This window comes from Exiguobacterium algae, assembly GCF_018617875.1.
Classification (GTDB): domain Bacteria; phylum Bacillota; class Bacilli; order Exiguobacteriales; family Exiguobacteriaceae; genus Exiguobacterium; species Exiguobacterium algae.
Window position 1 is genome coordinate 264809 of record NZ_JACSKZ010000003.1, and the last position, 18066, is coordinate 282874.

Below are 18066 nucleotides of genomic sequence, written 5' to 3' on the forward strand. Positions count from 1 at the left end.
GTCGGCACCCCTTTATGTAAAAAAATAAGCAGATTCCACCACCGGAATCTGCTTTTGTTTCACGTGAAACGATATTGCTCAGATTAGTGGCTCTTTCGCCGGTGTACCCGCTTTCCGCGGATATTTCCCGGGTGTTTTTCGTAATTTATCTACAATTACGATATTACGCTCACTCATCTCTCCTGGCAATAGGAACTGGTGTGTTGCTTTTTCTTTTCCACCTAGTACAGCCAATGCATTTTTTGCGTCTGCCATCTCGTCCGATACTTTTGCCGCTTTGAGCGCGACAAAGTTACCGCCAACTTTTGTAAGAGGCAAACAATACTCTGCAAGCACAGTCATCCGGGCCACCGCTCGTGCCGTGACAACATCAAACTGTTCGCGGAATTTTTTATTTTTCCCAAACTCTTCGGCACGTCCATGATGGAAGGCGACACCTTCCAACTCCAGTGCAAGGGCAAGTTCATTTAAGAATGTGATTCGTTTATTCAAGGAATCGATTATCGTGACATGGAGATGCGGGAAGAGGATTTTTAAAGGAAGACTCGGAAACCCTGCTCCTGCTCCGACATCACATACGGTTTCCACCTGTGTGAAATCAAAGTGGAAAGCAGCACTCAATGAATCGTAAAAGTGTTTTAAATACACTTCTTCCTGATCGGTAATGGCTGTGAGATTCATTTTCTCATTCCATTCAACGAGCATCTCAAAGTATCGTTTGAATTGAGCCAGTTGCTTCTCGCTCAATTCAAACCCTTTCTCCTGTAACGCTTCAACAAATTGGGATTCGTTCATCGTTTCACTCCACCGTCGCGTACTGACCCTGCTCAATATACACTAACAAGATTGAAACATCCGCCGGGTTTACCCCGGAAATACGAGATGCCTGTCCAATCGAGAGCGGGCGTACTTGTTTTAGTTTTTGTTTTGCTTCGGTAGCAAGACCACCGATTGCATCGTAGTCTAAGTTTTCCGGAATACGTTTTGCTTCCATACGACGCATTTTTTCCACTTGCTCAAGCTGTTTCGAAATATAGCCTTCATACTTCACTTGAATCTCGACTTGTTCTTTTACTTCGAACGACAACTCGGTCGGAGCCGGTGCGACTGTCATCAACGCTTCATAAGTCACTTCAGGACGTTTCAACAAAATGTTGGCGTGCGTCGCTTCTTTAAGAGGATGAGCACCAACTGACTCCAACATCGCATTTACTTCAGGAGTCGGCTTGATCACGAGTGACGCAAGTCGCTTCACTTCTTTTTCAATCGCTTCACGCTTCTCGTTGAGATGTGCGTGGCGTTCTTCTGAGAGCAATCCGATGTCATAGCCGATATCACTCAATCGTAAGTCCGCATTGTCATGTCGGAGCAAGAGGCGATATTCTGCGCGTGATGTGAGCAAACGATACGGTTCGTTCGTTCCTTTTGTCACGAGGTCATCGATTAAAACACCGATATACGCCTGCGAACGATCTAAAATGACCGGATCTTTGCCGAGCACTTTACATGCGGCGTTAATCCCTGCCATGATGCCTTGACCAGCCGCTTCTTCGTATCCACTCGTTCCGTTGATTTGACCCGCTGTAAAGAGTCCAGGCACTGCTTTTGTCTCGAGTGTCGGCCAGAGTTGCGTCGGTACGACCGCATCATACTCAATCGCATAACCTGGGCGCATCATTTCTGACTGTTCAAGACCCGGGATAGTGCGAAGCATTTGATGCTGCACGTCTTCCGGCATGCTTGTCGAGAAGCCTTGTACATAGATTTCTTCCGTGTCACGGCCTTCCGGTTCAAGGAAGATCTGGTGACGCGGCTTGTCGTTGAAACGGACGACTTTATCCTCGATCGATGGGCAATAACGTGGGCCTGTTCCTTTGATTGCACCCGAATACATCGGGGAACGATGCAGGTTCTCGTCAATCAACTGATGCGTACGTTCAGAAGTATAGGTCAACCAACAAGGAATCTGTTCGATTGGATCCAAATCCGTTGAAGTGTAAGAGAAGAATGACGGATTGTCATCTCCCGGTTGGATTTCCGTTTTCGAATAATCAATGGTTTTCCCGTCGATTCGCGGTGGCGTACCTGTTTTGAAGCGAACGAGGTCAAGTCCAAGCTCTTCTAAATGCTTCGAAAGTTCAACAGACGGCATTTGGTTATTCGGACCGCTCTCGTAAGCCAATTCGCCGATGATGATTTGACCACGCATGAACGTTCCTGTCGTCACGATGACCGCTTTTGCGCGATACTCTGAACCCGTGTTCGTTACCACGCCGCGTACTTCTCCCTCTTCAATCAATAACCGTTCAACGAGCGCTTGACGAAGCAACAGGTTCGGTTCATCTTCAAGTACTTTCTTCATATGATTTTGATATTGGAATTTGTCCGCTTGTGCACGCAATGCCCGCACCGCCGGACCTTTTGATGTGTTGAGCATCTTCATTTGGATATATGTCGCGTCAATCGCACGGCCCATTTCACCACCGAGCGCATCGATTTCACGAACTACAATTCCTTTTGCCGGGCCACCGATTGAGGGGTTACAGTACATAAACCCAACCATATCCGGATTCATTGTAAGCATCGCCGTCTTCGCACCCATTCGTGCTGAAGCGAGCGCTGCCTCAATGCCTGCGTGACCGGCACCGATGACGATTACGTCAAATTCGCCTGCCGTATAAGCCATATTGGTTCCTCCTTATTATTTACCAAGACAAAACTGTGAGAAGAGCTGATCGATTAAGCTCTCTTGTACCGTGTCTCCATTGATCTCTCCAAGCGTATCCCACGCCCGTCGTAAATCAATTTGGACCATATCGATCGGTAAATTCATGACCGCACTACCGAGTGCTTCATCAATTTGCTCAATCGTTCGTTTAATGAGTTGAATGTGTCGCGCATTCGAGATATAGGTCATATCCTGCGACTCCACACCTTTTGCAAAGAACAGGTTCGCAATTGCCGCTTCAAGCGCATCGATTCCCTCTTCAAGCAAGAGCGACGTCGCAACAATCGGACGACCTGCCGCTAGTTTCTCTAGCTTAGAAGAATCCATGTTTTGTGGCAAGTCCGTCTTATTAATGATGATAATTGCGTTCATCCCTTGAATCGCTTCAAACAACGCTTCGTCTTCAGCCGTCAGACCCTCATGTCCATTCAAGACAAGGAGTACTAAATCTGCTGCTGTAAGTGCTTTCCGCGACTTTTCGACCCCGATTCGTTCCACGATGTCTTCCGTTTCACGAATTCCGGCTGTGTCGATCAGTTTAAGCGGTACACCTTTGACGTTCACGTATTCTTCGATTGTATCGCGTGTCGTTCCGGCAATCTCTGTGACGATGGCTTTCGTTTCCTGGACAAGGGTATTCATAAGAGACGACTTCCCTACGTTCGGTCGACCGATGATGGCGGTTGCCAGTCCCTCTCGCAAGATTTTTCCTTGGCGGGCCGTTTCAAGCAATTGCTCGAGAATCTGTTTCACCTCGCCTGCCTTCTCTTCGACGATGGCCTGCGTCATCTCTTCCGCGTCGTATTCCGGATAGTCGATATTGACCTCGACTGCCGCAATCGTCTCAAGTAACTTTTGACGTAAATCACGAACGAGGCGCGACAGACGACCCTCCATTTGAGACATCGCCACATTCATTGCGCGATCTGTCTTCGCTCGAATCAAATCCATGACCGCTTCGGCCTGCGATAGATCAATTCGTCCATTTAAGAAAGCACGTTTTGTGAACTCCCCAGGCTCAGCCAACCGAACGTTTGGTTGTTCAAGAATGAGCTCGAGCACACGATTGACCGCGACAACGCCTCCATGGCAGTTGATTTCAACGACATCTTCTCGCGTGAAGGTCTTCGGAGCACGCATAATGCTAACCATGACCTCATCTACTGTTTCTTCTGTATCCGGACGTTTCAACGTTCCATAATGAATCGTATGTGAATCAACCGTCATTAAATCTTTCCCAGAAAATACGTTGGCTACCGTCTCGACTGCCAAATCTCCTGACAAGCGGACGATTCCGATGGCACCTTCACCCATCGGCGTCGAAATCGCTGTAATCGTGTCAAACTCTAACATCTTTCTCCCTCCAAACCTGAAACCTCTTCTATCCTATGCATAACGAACCTACTATACACGATATTCGACTTGAACGAAAGCGTTCGGTCATGGAACAAACCGTTGCTTGCCCGCTCTTTGTTTTCGTACAATAGAGGAAGATATTTACAGTGATTGAGGAGTGTGAGAGATGCTACAAAATAAGGCCATTCAACTACTGACAAACAGCTTACGCAAAGACCCAGCAGTCCAATCCATCTTTTTGAAGGGCTCTTTCGGTCGTGGTGAGGAAGATCCATATGCCGATATCGACATATATGTCATCGTCGAACCCGAACAATTACCGGGTTTCCTGACAAGGCGTGAACATCATGCTCGAGCCTATCGCCCCATCCTGGTGAAAGACGAAATCGACCTCATCGCTCCGCAGCTGATTGTGGTGTATGACGACTTTTTACATGTTGATTTGTTTACGGTCACAGAAAGTACTTTGAACCACTATGACAGCATTCACGTACTTTACGACCCGAACCATCGATTACGAAACTATGAAAGTACCCTTCGTTTAGAGGATGATGCGTTGTACAATCATGCTTTCGACGCCATTTGGTTCTTTTTCAAATATACAAAAGCACGGGATCGTGGAAATGCGATTTGGGCCACCGAGATGCCCCGGCAAGGCATGGTGCATTTTGCTTATGTTCTGGCAGCACACTACTTTCCACAAAGAACCTCGCTCGGCTTGAAAGATCTTTCTCGACGAAACGAAATGGGACTCACTGCTTTCTATGAAGATTTGACTCCCTCTCGCCACCCTGAAGCAGCTCGAGTCTACAGTCGGTACTTGAGTCGGGAACGCCCTTTCTTATTGACCATTCCCGGTTCTGAAAACTTCCGGATTTTTCTGAATAGCTTGCTGGACCATGAAAGGAACCGCTCAACTGATTGAGCGGTTCCGGTCGTGTCAGCGTGCTTGTCCTTTTACAGAACGGATCGTGAAATAGAGTATGAGCTCGAGAATGCCGATTGCAATGAGAATGCCGCCGAACAGTTGGAATAGAATTAATAGACTGTCGAAAGGGTTCAGCAACATGAGAAGTCCGACCCCGATCCAAAGCAGACTGCCGATTAAAAACCACATCCACCGGCTCGACATCGAGGTTCGATATCCGAACGCCTGGATTAAGCGAATGACTCCACCGAACAAAAACAGTGCACCAATCAAAATCGGTAACAAGCTCGCGAGGGTCTCTGCAAAGAAAAAGACAACGAGCGCCAAAATCACATAAATGATTCCCATAAAAAATCCCGGGGGCATGCCGTTTTGACGTTGTCGTAAACCTTGGAAAATCATCCACAGCCCCATCAGAGCCAAATAACCGGCAATCAAATAGACCATGACATCAAAGAAGAAACGTGGATACAGTAAAATCAAGACACCAAGCAGCAAATACACTCCAGCCTGTAGCAATGTAGAACGTTCCAATCGTCCAATAAACGCTTCCATTTCGTGCCTCCCTTCGATCCGTTCATATTTATTATTCCCCCCTCTCTTGTTCGCAATCCATAAAAAAAGCCGAGAGCACATGTACTCTCAGCTGCCGATCTTATTTACGTTTTTTCTTCTTGTTTTTCTTCTCTTCTTCCGCGAGCGCTGTACGTTCAGCTTCTTTCGCAGCAATCTTCGCTTCTGCTTCAGCCTTCATTTTCTCACGCATCGGGAGCATGATGGCCATCGTAACGATGATTGAGATGATGTAACCGACGACCCAGTAAAGAGAAAGTGCTGCCGGGAGGTTGATTGACATGATAAAGATCATGACCGGGAAGATATAAAGCATCATCTTCAATTGTGGGTTCTGGTCTTGACCTGCCATCGAAATCTTCTGCTGGGCAAAAGTAAGAATGGCCGCAAGGATTGGCAAGACGAATGTCGGATCCGGTGCGCCAAGGTCGAACCATAAGAAATCTGCTTCAAAGATTTCAGGCGTACGACGAATCGCATCATAGAAAGCAAAGAGAATCGGCATTTGAATCAAGATTGGCAAACAACCTGCGAGCGGGTTGATTTGGTACTCTTGGTAAAGCTTCATCATCTCTTCTTGGAGTTTACGTTGTGTTTCTTGGTCTTTTGAGCTGTACTTCTCACGAAGCTTCAACATTTCCGGTTGCAAGACTTGCATCGCACCCATGCTCTTCGTCTGCTTGATCATAAGCGGGAGAATCAACAAACGGACAATGATTGTCGCGATGATGATTGAAATCCCGTATTGCCACTGTCCGCCAACTAAGTATGCGACTTCTTTCAAAAGCCATGCGAGCGGCCAGACAAAGTATTTCGCCCAGAAACCTTCTGTGTCAGCTGTGATTGGTTCGGATTGGATGGTAGATGGATCCACACAGCCTGCCATCAGCATGATGACTGCGGTCATGGCAGCGAGTAATCCTAATTTTAGCTTTTTGCTCATAGTTCCTCCTACACTTTCTTTATCAATTCATTATTAACGCACACGTCTATCGGGCAATCTTATAAGACTCTAACTTATATGAGAGAACAAATTCAGATTGTCATGGTCACCGGCCTTGCTTTTGCCAAACTTTTGCACGTTTGAATACATGTTTCAGACTCTCAGTCACTTCCGACTGCGTCAATGCAGTTGCGGGCTTCCGAGCGATGATGACGTAATCATTCGGTGCAACGTTCGGTTCGAGCAAGCGAAGCGACTCACGCATCAATCGTTTCATGCGGTTCCGTTCCACAGCATTACCAAGCTTTTTGCTGACGGAAAGACCAACTCTGAAATGCGCTTGATCCGCTTTGAGCGTGTAGACGACAAACTGACGATTGGCCACGGAGCGTCCTTCACGAAACACCGCTTGGAACTCTTCATTCTTTTGCAGGCGGTATTCTTTTTTCAAAATTCTCACTCCATCCTTCGCTTCAAAAATCGTCAACTAACATCATATCATATCCTTGACATTTCAACGAGAGAGAATCGCGGAAATGCTTCGAATGTGTGACAAACTAAAAAAATTGCCCGGGGACGGATCCCCGGGCAATTGATCATTCTTATTATACAGTCAAGGCTTTACGGCCTTTACGACGACGAGCAGCAAGAATGTTGCGACCGTTTTTAGTCGCCATGCGAGCACGGAATCCGTGAACTTTCTTACGCTTACGGTTGTTCGGGTTGAAAGTTGGTTTCATGGTTACAGCACCTCCTCAAGATTAACGCTCTATTAGCAAGTTATAGTTTCATTTAAGGCAGTCTTTAAGATTATATAAATGGGGCAGAGAAATGTCAATGTCTTTTCTTTCAGTTTTCGTTACACTAGGTTCGATCCGGCGAGTGAACGACAGAAATAAAACAAAAGATCGGGTAGGGAAGTCGTATCGGAAGGATGGAGGGGAGGAAATCAACAAAACCTTATGCGATTTTTTAAACGGTCTTTACAAATAGCATTGTTGAGCCATTTTATCCACATTCATATAAAGTTATCCACATTCTTTTGTGAATAACTCGCTTCATTTGAGTTTCGACACCTTCTCATTTCATTTTCCTCTTTTAAAAAAATATTTCGGCCACTCCTCTTCTTCCTCTTTTGTGTATAACTTTTTCATTTCTTTCACGACTCTTTGATTTTATACACAACATATCCACAGGTTATCCACAGAAAACACAGCATGTGGATAAGTGCCTGTGGATTATTTTATCTATCTGTGGATAAATATCAAAAACCGTTGCCACGTCTATTTTATTTTGCTAAACTGAATGTGCACAAACTTGTGGATGAACTTTTTGTGATTCCGAGATATACACAGGCTGTGGATAACTGTTATCCCCATATGAAGTGACGTGTGGATAACTTTATCCACAGTTTTTGTTCTCTGGGGATAACCCTAGTTTCTACTATAGAATAGTGTATGTGTATATCGTGTGAATAAGTTTTACCGAAAATGTGAGTAAAGGAGGTCTTTCATTGAAGAATGCTCGCGAAATTTGGAGAAATGTCTTGTCCTTGATCGAAGAGGAAGAACGAACACCAAAAGCCAGTTTTGATATGTGGTTAAAATCTACAGAAGGTGTTTCATTGATGGGGACAACACTCGTTGTCTCAGCTCCAGCTAGTTTTATCGTGACCTGGTTAGAACGTCAGTACTTGTCCTTATTGCAAGAAACTGTTGAAGAAGTAACGAACAACAAGCTCGAAATTCACTTTATTGAAGAATCTCAAGCACACAAGTATGCACCAGCCGAAGGGTTATCGACTGAAGACTCGGTTGCTGTCACAGAAACGAAGGAACAACCGCTTCCGCTCCCTTCAAAAGAGGAAGGGGACTTAGGCCAGTTAAATGACAAATACATTTTCGAAACATTTGTCATCGGATCTGGAAACCGTTTTGCTCACGCCGCCTCATTAGCTGTCGCAGAAGCACCGGCTAAAGCGTACAACCCATTATTTATCTATGGGGGAGTTGGATTAGGAAAGACACACCTGATGCATGCGATCGGACATTATGTCAAAGGGCAAAAGCCTGGCGCTCGCATCGCGTATGTATCCTCTGAAAAATTCACGAACGAATTCATCAACTCGATTCGTGATAACAAAACAGGGGAGTTCCGCAATCGCTATCGCAACATCGACGTCCTGTTGATTGACGATATTCAATTTTTAGCAGGAAAAGAACAGACGCAAGAAGAGTTTTTCCATACTTTTAATGCGTTACACAATGACCAAAAACAAATTGTGATTTCCAGCGATCGTCCACCAAAAGAAATCCCTACATTAGAGGATCGGTTACGTTCACGGTTCGAGTGGGGACTCATTACAGATATCACACCTCCTGACCTTGAGACCCGAATTGCGATTTTGCGTAAAAAGGCGACTGCGGAAGGCTTAGATATCTCGAACGACGTTATGCTTTACATCGCAAATCAAATCGATACGAACATTCGAGAACTTGAAGGGGCCTTAACGAGAGTAGTGGCTTACGCGAAATTGGTAGGTAGACCAATCGACCCGGACGTAGCAGCAGAAGCGCTCCACAATATCATGCCGGTTCAAGAAGCGAAAAAAATCGTGATTCGCGACATTCAAGAAGTCGTCGGTCAACACTTCAACATCGAAGTGGAAGAGTTAAATTCAAAGAAACGAACGAAAACATTGGCTTTCCCGCGTCAAATCGCCATGTATCTATCTCGGGAGATGACAGAAAGCTCTCTGCCGAAAATCGGGGAAGAGTTTGGGGGACGCGATCATACTACGGTCATCCACGCTCATGAAAAGATTAGTACGCTTTTAAAGAACGACGTGGAGATGCAAGAGACCATTCAAACATTGAAGAAGGCACTTTCGAACTGAATGAATTTCCTTTGTGGATATCCTGTGGATAAGTAAGCCCAGTTATCCACAAGTTATTCACAGGCAGAATGGCTTTATACGAGTGCTTAAAGGGAGTTATCCCCAGTATCCACAGGCCTTATTACTATTATGACTTAATTAATACTATTATATTTACTATAAATGGACTCATTTTACCTGAGGAGGAACTATCCACATGCATTTAACGATTCAACGAGATGTATTCATGCAAGCTGTACAAGACGTATCAAAAGCTGTGGCGTCACGCACAACGATTCCAATTCTAACGGGCTTAAAACTAGATGCCCATGCTGATGGACTCACACTTACAGGAAGCGACACAGAGATTTCAATCGAACGCTTGATTCCGATTGAAGAAGGCGGGATTGAACTCATTCAAATTCAACGGGGCGGAAGCGTCGTCTTAAATGCCCGTTTCCTTGGAGAAATCGTTAAAAAGTTACCGACAAACGAAGTGACACTTGAAGTTTCACCGAACTTCATGACACGCATCGAGTCTGGCCAGGCAGAATTCCATTTGAACGGTCTCGACCCGGACGAATATCCGCGTCTTCCTGAACTATCAAGTGATCGCCGATTCTATTTGCCGGCTGATTTGCTTAAAACAATCATTCGTCAAACAAGCTTCGCTGTATCTGCTCAAGAAACACGTCCGGTTTTAACAGGGGTTAACTTCTCAGCCGAGAAAGGATTCCTAACGTGTGTGGCCACAGATAGTCACCGTTTGGCGCTGCGCCGTGCTCGTTTTGAAACGGATAATGATTTATCGTTCCAAAATGTTGTCGTACCAGGACGTTCCCTTAACGAATTGGCGAAGCTGTTGGACCGCGAAGAGTTACCGGTCGAAATTGTGTTGACGGACCAACAAATCTTGTTCCGTATGAAAAACCTTTCGTTCTTCTCACGCTTACTCGATGGGGCATATCCAGATACGTCTCGTCTCATTCCGGAAGAATATCGTACAGCGGTGCGGATGAACGCAAAAGAATTTTTACAAGCCATTGACCGGGCTTCGCTTCTTGCGCGAGCCGACCGCAACAATGTCATTAAATTTGTAGCGGAAGAAACGACAGCTGTAGAGGTATCATCGCACTCACCAGAAGTCGGAAAAGTATCGGAACGCGTCAGTATTTTGTCGTTAGAAGGGGAAGAATTGAAAATTTCTTTCAACTCGAAATTTGTGATGGATGCTCTTCGTGCACTTGATGCGTCCGAGATTGAAATCCAATTTACTGGTTCGATGCGCCCGTTCATTCTACGTCCGGTCGAACAAGATAGCGTTCTTCAACTGATTTTACCAGTCCGCACTTCGTGAGGAAGCAGCGGGTAGGGATGATGAGGTGTCTTACCTTGTCATCCCTCTTTTTGCCTTATTCGACGATTTTCGATAAACTAGTTAGTATGGCGATTTTTTCAGATAAGTATGTAGGAAAAGGAGTGACGACATGGAAAAAGTGTCGATTACAACCGAGTATGTGACACTCGGACAATTTTTAAAGTTAGCTGATATCATTTCTAGCGGTGGGCAGGCGAAGTTCTTTTTAGAGGACGTTGCGATCAAAGTGAACGGCGAACAAGATCAGCGCCGCGGCCGCAAATTGAGAGACGGAGATACGATCGAAGTCGAAGGCTTCGGCGAATACCAAATCGAGGGAAACTGACGTGCATTTAAAGTCGATCCGATTAAAAAATTATCGCAATTACGAATCTCTCGAGTTAGATTTCTCAGAACAGACGAATGTTCTTATTGGAGAGAATGCACAAGGGAAAACGAATCTACTCGAATCGATTTATGTACTTGCGCTCGCAAAATCACATCGGACGACACAAGACCGAGAGTTGATTGGGTGGGAAGCAGAAAATGCGAGCATTGAAGGACGCATCCAAAAAAGAACCGGGGAGTCAGTACAATCGCTTTCGTTTTCGTCAAAAGGCAAAAAAGCGAAATTGAATCACTTGGAACAACGTCGTCTGAGCGACTATGTCGGTGCTTTTAACGTTGTCTTATTCGCCCCGGAAGACTTAGCGATTGTGAAGGGGAGTCCTCAGGGACGACGCCGATTTTTAGATATGGAAATCGGACAAGTCAGCCCCGTGTACTTACACGAACTGAATCAGTATTTGAAAACATTAAAACAGAGAAATGCGCTGTTAAAGCAGTTATCCACAAAAGGTGGGGACGAAACCCTACTTGAGGTGTTGACTGACCAACTGATTGATCTTGCAGTGAAGATTGTGACGAGACGCTATCACTTTATCGACCAGCTTGAAAAGTGGGCCAACCCAATCCATGCAGGCATCACACGCGAGCTTGAGACGTTGAATATTCAATATGTTTCTGACACGTTCCAAAAAGAACGTTACCCAAAAGAACAGATGTTTGAAACGTATCGTCAAAAGTTTGATAAAATAAGAGAGAACGAACGACGAAGAGGTGTAACCCTGTTTGGTCCACATCGCGATGATTTCGAATTGTATGTAAATGATCGAAATGTTCAAACGTTCGGTTCACAAGGTCAGCAACGTACGGCGGCCTTGTCATTGAAATTGGCTGAAATCGAATTGATTCATGAAGAAGTCGGCGAATATCCTCTTTTATTGCTAGACGACGTCTTATCGGAGCTTGATGATCATCGCCAAACCCATCTTCTGGATACGATGGGGAAGAAAGTACAAACGATTTTGACGACGACAAATATTGATGGGATTGCACATGAAACGATTCAACAAGCAAAAGTGTTTCACGTGAAACACGGAGAGGTCGAAACGGAATCTGTGTAATGAAGTCGATCATGAACACCAAATTATGCATAGTAGGTGAAGAAAACCGATGAGTAATGAAAATGAAAAAGAATTGCAAGCGTACGGCGCCGACCAGATTCAAGTCCTTGAAGGATTAGAAGCGGTTCGTAAGCGTCCCGGAATGTATATCGGTTCTACAAGTTCGCGCGGTCTCCACCATCTAGTGTGGGAAATCGTCGATAACTCGATCGACGAAGCGCTTGCTGGGTATTGTGACACCATCACGGTAACCGTTGAACCAGGGAACTCAATCGTCGTTGAAGATAACGGACGTGGGATTCCGGTAGATGTTCAAAAGAAAACAGGTCGTCCTGCCGTTGAAGTTATCTTTACGGTGTTACACGCCGGCGGTAAATTCGGCGGAGGCGGATACAAAGTATCAGGTGGTCTTCATGGAGTCGGGGCGTCAGTTGTTAACGCCTTATCGACAAAACTTGAAGTGTTTGTACGTCGCGATGGCAACGTTTATTACCAATCGTTTAAACGTGGCGTTCCTCAAGGAGAGCTCGAAATCGTCGGAACGACAGATACGACAGGAACAACTGTCCGTTTCTTCCCGGACGGTGAGATCTTCCAGGAAACGCTTGAGTATGACTTCGATTTGCTCGCGACTCGTCTTCGTGAGCTCGCATTCCTGAACAAAGGTCTACGGATCATTGCGAAAGATGATCGTAGTGATGAGACAATTGAACGCAATTATCACTACGAGGGCGGAATCAAGTCTTATGTGGAGCATTTGAACCGTTCGAAGGCGTCGATTCATGAAGAACCTGTGTATGTGCACGGAACGAAAGACGGAATTGAGGTAGAGATTGCCCTTCAGTACAACGAAGGTTTCGCAAGCAACATCTACTCATTCACGAACAACATCCCGACGCATGAAGGTGGGACACACGAGACTGGATTTAAGACAGCGCTCACACGTTCGATCAATGACTATGCGAAGCGTTTTGGTTTGATGAAAGAAGCGGATGGCAGTTTGTCAGGTGATGACGTCCGTGAAGGACTAACCGCGATTGTCTCGGTGAAACACCCGGCACCGCAATTCGAAGGACAAACGAAGACGAAACTCGGGAACGCAGATGCGCGGACAGCGACAGATACGTTATTCAGTGACACATTCGAACAATTCCTTCTAGAAAACCCATCAGTCGGCCGTCTCATTGTCGACAAAGGCTTGATGGCAGCACGCGCACGCCTTGCTGCGAAACGTGCCCGTGAGATGACACGTCGTAAAGGTGTTCTCGAAGTCAGCTCATTACCAGGGAAATTGGCCGACTGTTCGTCGAAAGACGCTTCGCAATCTGAACTCTACATCGTTGAGGGTGACTCAGCGGGTGGTTCGGCGAAATCTGGCCGTGATCGTCACTTCCAGGCAATCTTGCCGATTCGAGGGAAAATCATCAACGTCGAGAAAGCACGTCTTGATAAGATTTTGGCCAACCAAGAAGTTCGGACCATCATCACGGCGCTCGGAACAGGGATCGCAGACGAGTTTGATTTATCGAAAGCGCGTTACCATAAACTCATCATCATGACCGATGCCGACGTCGATGGTGCGCACATTCGTACGCTGCTCTTGACGTTCTTCTATCGTTATATGCGCCCACTTGTCGAAAGTGGATATGTTTATATCGCTCAACCGCCACTCTATGGTGTCAAACACGGTAAGGAAACAGTTTACGTTCAAAACGAACGGGAGCTGCAGGAGGCAATCAAACAACTTCCTGAAAACGCGCGCTACAGTGTACAGCGTTACAAAGGTTTAGGAGAGATGGATCCTGAACAGTTATGGAACACAACAATGAACCCGGAAACCCGTTCGATGCTACGTGTTGACCTTCAAGATGCAATTGAAGCGGACGAGATTTTCGAAACATTGATGGGCGATAACGTTGAGCCGCGCCGTGACTTTATTCAATCTCACGCACATTACGTGAAGAACCTCGATATTTAATAAAGAAGGGTAGGCAATAACGAATGGCAGAACAAGAAAATATCAGGGATATAAATATTAGCCAGGAGATGCGAACGTCGTTCATGGACTATGCGATGAGCGTCATCGTATCACGTGCCCTTCCGGACGTGCGAGATGGATTGAAGCCGGTTCACCGCCGTATTCTGTACGCGATGAACGAGCTTGGGATTCGTGCGGATAAACCGCATAAGAAGTCCGCGCGTGTTGTCGGGGACGTCATCGGTAAGTACCACCCACACGGTGACTCAGCCGTTTACGAGACAATGGTTCGTATGGCTCAAGACTTCAGTTATCGCTACGAATTAGTCGACGGTCACGGGAACTTCGGTTCAGTCGATGGCGACTCGGCCGCTGCGATGCGTTACACCGAGGCGCGTATGTCTAAAATTGCGATGGAACTCGTACGAGACATCGGAAAAAATACAATCGATTACCAGCCGAACTTCGATGGTGAAGAAAAAGAACCGGTCGTTCTTCCAGCTCGCTTCCCGAACTTCCTCGTGAACGGAACGAGCGGGATTGCGGTTGGGATGGCAACCAACGTTCCTCCGCATAACTTGAACGAAGTAATCGATGGGGTGTTGGCACTTTCTCATAACCCGGACATTACGATTGCTGAATTGATGCAACACATCCCGGGTCCTGACTTCCCGACAGCCGGAGAAATCTTAGGTCGCAGCGGAATTCGCCGTGCCTATGAGACTGGACGTGGATCAATCACGATGCGCGCGAAAGCCGAAATCGAGACATTGAAAAACGGTCGTGAGCGCATTCTCGTTCATGAGATTCCATATCAGGTCAACAAAGCGCGCCTCGTCGAGAAGATTGCCGACTTGGTCCGCGATAAAAAAATCGAGGGAATCACAGACTTGCGAGATGAATCGGACCGTAACGGGATGCGGGTTGTCATCGAGGTTCGTCGGGACGCGAATGCGAGTGTCATCTTAAACAACTTGTATAAGCAGACACCGATGCAAACGACGTTCGGGGTCAACATGCTTGCACTTGTTGGCGGACGCCCGAAAACGTTGAACATCAAACAAGCGATTTATTACTACATCGAACACCAAAAAGAAGTCGTGCGTCGTCGTACGCAGTTCGACTTAGATAAAGCGGAAGCACGGGCCCACATTTTAGAGGGGCTTCGTGTTGCCCTTGATCACTTGGACGAAGTCATCGCCATCATCCGAAGCACGCGCACAGGTGACGAGGCACGTGAAAAGTTGATTGCCCGCTTCGGACTTTCTACTGAACAAACGCAAGCGATTTTAGATATGCGTCTCCAACGATTGACTGGTTTGGAACGCGAGAAGATTGAAGGCGAATATCGCGAAGTGAAAGCGTTGATCGATGAGCTTCGTGCAATTCTCGGTGACGAGGAACTTCTTCTTCAAATCATCCGCAACGAATTGATTGAAATTAAAGAACGTTATGGTGATGCACGTCGCACAGTGATTCGTACCGATATTGTCGAACTTGAAGACGAAGATTTAATTCCGGTTCGCGATATGATGATCACGTTGACGAGCGAAGGATACATCAAATCGATTCCGACAGACTCATACCGCGCGCAACGTCGAGGCGGTCGAGGTAAACAAGGAATGGGGACAAATGACGAAGACTTCGTTCTTCGGCTATTGTCGGCGTCAACTCACGACACAATCCTGTTCTTCACTAACTTCGGACGCGTATTCCGCTTAAAAGGATATGAAATTCCGGAGATGAGTCGTACTGCCAAAGGAATGCCAATCATCAACTTGTTGCAAATTGACAAAGGTGAAAAAGTTGAAACGATGATTCCAGTCGATTTCAATAGTTATTTAGCAGACAAAAACGTGAATGAAGAGTCACAGGGTGAGTCAGAAGAGGAAGTAGCAGATGAACAACTCTCACTCGTCTTTATCACGAAAGAAGGATTGGTTAAGCGCTCTCCACTCTCCGCTTATGCCCGAATTAACAAAAATGGACTTCGTGCAATTAGCTTGAATGAAACGGATGAATTGGTAACGGTTCGTCTGGCGAAGAGTGATGACGAGATGTTGATTGTGACACGACAGGGAATGTCAATCCGCTTCCCATTAGAAGGAGAAGTCCGATCTATGGGACGGACGGCTCGCGGTGTTCGTGCCATTCGACTTAAGAAAGATGATGACCGAGTAGTTTCTATGGAAATTGTTCGTCCGACACAAGATGTCTTGATTATCACTGAAAAAGGATACGGAAAGCGTACAGCGATGGATCAGTTCCGTTTACAAGGTCGTGGCGGTTCCGGAATTATCGGAATCAAGACCGACCGTGGTGCGGTTGTGGGCATGCGAATTGTCGATGAAGATGATGACATCATGTTGATGACTGAGCTCGGCGTCGCGATTCGAATTGATTCACAGACGATTTCCCAAATGGGCCGAAGTACTCGTGGTGTCAAAGTGATGAATATCGAAGAGGGCGATCGTTTAGCGACGATTGCTAAATTGAAAAAAGATGAAATTGAAGAGGAATCAGTAATTGATGTGGAGAATGGGTTTGAAGGTGAAGCACCTGAATCCGATCAATCGTCTGATGTGACCGAATAAGGCGAAAAGGTCGAATGGGGGCTCCCGTTCGACCTTTTCATATTTAGGAGGGATTCGTATGCGCTTGGATTTGTCGACTGTGCATGTAGGGATGACACTATTATCGCCAGTTTCTTCATTAGAGGCAGGGATACGCTTAACGAATGAGCATTTACGCTTACTCCGCTTTTTGAAAGTAAAAGAAGTAGATGTAGCACCGGTTGATCGACGAACACTCACTTTAAAAGAAGAGCATGCGTTATGTGAGAAGGTGTTTCAATACGAAAAACATTACAATCAATGGGAAGAACGAATTTCGCCGAATCCATATGAAGCACTGGAATTTATTCATCAACTGTTTCGATATGACTTTCCGCTAGCGGCCATTGTTCAATTCTTTACTAATCAACCATTGCGAAAAAACCATGTCATCTATCATGCGATTTATCGTGCGCTGGTCGCTAGAACATTATCGAAATACCGGGGAGATGAACATCAACTCCAATTTGACTATGGAATAGCATCATATTTTGCAGACGCAAGCTATGCGAAAATAAGAAAATGGTCACATATGCGCTATTTTACAAAGATGGAACGGGAACTTTTATATCAACACCCGATCGTATCGGCCTCTATGTTACCGAGCAACCGAACTTTGCGCGGTCGCGTCTCCAAATTAGTGCTAGAACATCATGAACGTTTAGATGGATCAGGTTTTCCAAACCGGTTGCTAGAACGAGACTTAAATCCGGCGACGCCTTTATTCATCGTTGCAGATCGTTTTTGTCAATTGACTGCACCACGAACGTTTCGGAAAGCCTTAACACCAGAGGAAGCTTACTTCTATATGTGGCAAAACAAAGCATATGATGAAGAAGCACTCACGCTACTCGCAACATTGTTAGGTTTTTATGAAGTAGGGAGAAACGTATTACTTAGCAGTGGAGTGAAGGGTAAAATTCAAGCGTATACTCCGAAGGTAGAGCAACCTATTGTCATTGCAGAAGCGAATCAACAAAGCTATGATCTGATGCGTTTAGAAGAAGTAAAAATTGTGGCTTTTCAATAAGTAACCCTTAGCGAGTCTTTCGGTTCTTTTTCCGTTAGGATCGCTTTTTTATATTCTTTTAAAAAACTTTATTTTTATAGTTGACGAATATAAAGTCAGGTGCTATTATTAATGAGTCGCTAAGAGCGGCAGACGAACTTTGAAAACTGAACGATGAGGCAAAAAAAGTTTTACAATTTTTGAATGAAGCGCAAGCTTCGTCAATTTAAGAGCTATATCA

The 18066-nt window shown here is 45.7% G+C and carries 15 protein-coding genes; 8 read left to right on the plus strand and 7 right to left on the minus strand.

All coding sequences use genetic code 11. From position 1 onward, the window contains the following. Positions 1-78: 78 nt before the first annotated feature. From rsmG to mnmE, 3 genes are read right to left on the minus strand one after another with little or no spacing between them, the layout of a single operon-like run. Positions 79-795 (minus strand): 16S rRNA (guanine(527)-N(7))-methyltransferase RsmG, encoded by a 717-nt coding sequence (gene rsmG, locus KNP03_RS10040; protein ID WP_214828927.1) that lies wholly within the window; start codon positions 793-795, stop codon positions 79-81. A 4-nt stretch (positions 796-799) separates the two neighbouring features. Beyond that, positions 800-2686 carry a tRNA uridine-5-carboxymethylaminomethyl(34) synthesis enzyme MnmG gene (gene mnmG / locus KNP03_RS10045; RefSeq protein WP_214828929.1) on the minus strand — a complete coding sequence of 629 codons (1887 nt, stop codon included), beginning with the start codon at positions 2684-2686 and terminating at the stop codon, positions 800-802. Positions 2687-2701: 15 nt separating this feature from the next. Then, positions 2702-4081: a tRNA uridine-5-carboxymethylaminomethyl(34) synthesis GTPase MnmE gene (gene mnmE, locus KNP03_RS10050; RefSeq protein ID WP_214828931.1), complete on the minus strand. Its 1380-nt coding sequence runs from the start codon at positions 4079-4081 to the stop codon at positions 2702-2704. A gap of 169 nt (positions 4082-4250) precedes the next feature. Between mnmE and KNP03_RS10055 the strand changes: the two genes are divergently transcribed. Further along, positions 4251-5009 carry a nucleotidyltransferase domain-containing protein gene (locus KNP03_RS10055; protein ID WP_214828933.1) on the plus strand — a complete coding sequence of 253 codons (759 nt, stop codon included), beginning with the start codon at positions 4251-4253 and terminating at the stop codon, positions 5007-5009. Between the two features lie 15 nt (positions 5010-5024). Here KNP03_RS10055 and KNP03_RS10060 read toward each other — a convergent pair whose 3' ends face one another. The 4 genes from KNP03_RS10060 to rpmH all read right to left on the minus strand — a co-directional run bounded on the left by KNP03_RS10060 (position 5025) and on the right by rpmH (position 7268). Beyond that, on the minus strand, positions 5025-5567 hold the full coding sequence (locus KNP03_RS10060) for an HdeD family acid-resistance protein (RefSeq protein ID WP_214828935.1): 543 nt from the start codon (positions 5565-5567) through the stop codon (positions 5025-5027). A 100-nt stretch (positions 5568-5667) separates the two neighbouring features. Beyond that, the gene (yidC, locus tag KNP03_RS10065) at positions 5668-6528 is read right to left on the minus strand and encodes a membrane protein insertase YidC (RefSeq protein WP_214828938.1); all 861 of its coding nucleotides are present in this window, start codon (positions 6526-6528) and stop codon (positions 5668-5670) included. 106 nt (positions 6529-6634) lie between these two features. Continuing rightward, on the minus strand, positions 6635-6979 hold the full coding sequence (rnpA, locus tag KNP03_RS10070) for a ribonuclease P protein component (protein WP_214828940.1): 345 nt from the start codon (positions 6977-6979) through the stop codon (positions 6635-6637). Positions 6980-7133: 154 nt separating this feature from the next. Next, positions 7134-7268: a 50S ribosomal protein L34 gene (gene rpmH / locus KNP03_RS10075; RefSeq protein ID WP_015880216.1), complete on the minus strand. Its 135-nt coding sequence runs from the start codon at positions 7266-7268 to the stop codon at positions 7134-7136. Positions 7269-8041: 773 nt separating this feature from the next. Here rpmH and dnaA point away from each other — a divergent pair. The 7 genes from dnaA (at position 8042) to KNP03_RS10110 (ending at position 17846) form a co-directional block, all read left to right on the plus strand. Beyond that, positions 8042-9424, plus strand: coding sequence for a chromosomal replication initiator protein DnaA (dnaA, locus tag KNP03_RS10080; RefSeq protein WP_214828942.1), 1383 nt, complete (start codon positions 8042-8044; stop codon positions 9422-9424). Between the two features lie 196 nt (positions 9425-9620). Next, the gene (dnaN, locus tag KNP03_RS10085) at positions 9621-10760 is read left to right on the plus strand and encodes a DNA polymerase III subunit beta (protein WP_214828944.1); all 1140 of its coding nucleotides are present in this window, start codon (positions 9621-9623) and stop codon (positions 10758-10760) included. Between the two features lie 130 nt (positions 10761-10890). Next, the gene (gene yaaA / locus KNP03_RS10090) at positions 10891-11106 is read left to right on the plus strand and encodes a S4 domain-containing protein YaaA (protein ID WP_214828946.1); all 216 of its coding nucleotides are present in this window, start codon (positions 10891-10893) and stop codon (positions 11104-11106) included. A 1-nt stretch (position 11107) separates the two neighbouring features. After that, positions 11108-12226 (plus strand): DNA replication/repair protein RecF, encoded by a 1119-nt coding sequence (gene recF / locus KNP03_RS10095; protein ID WP_214828948.1) that lies wholly within the window; start codon positions 11108-11110, stop codon positions 12224-12226. 49 nt (positions 12227-12275) lie between these two features. Continuing rightward, positions 12276-14204, plus strand: a complete 1929-nt coding sequence (gene gyrB, locus KNP03_RS10100) for a DNA topoisomerase (ATP-hydrolyzing) subunit B (RefSeq protein WP_214828950.1) — start codon at positions 12276-12278, stop codon at positions 14202-14204. Between the two features lie 23 nt (positions 14205-14227). Next, positions 14228-16798, plus strand: a complete 2571-nt coding sequence (gene gyrA / locus KNP03_RS10105) for a DNA gyrase subunit A (protein ID WP_214828952.1) — start codon at positions 14228-14230, stop codon at positions 16796-16798. 58 nt (positions 16799-16856) lie between these two features. Next, entirely contained in the window at positions 16857-17846 is a 990-nt protein-coding gene (locus KNP03_RS10110; protein ID WP_214828954.1) for an HD-GYP domain-containing protein, read from the plus strand. The last annotated feature ends 220 nt before the right edge of the window (positions 17847-18066 follow it).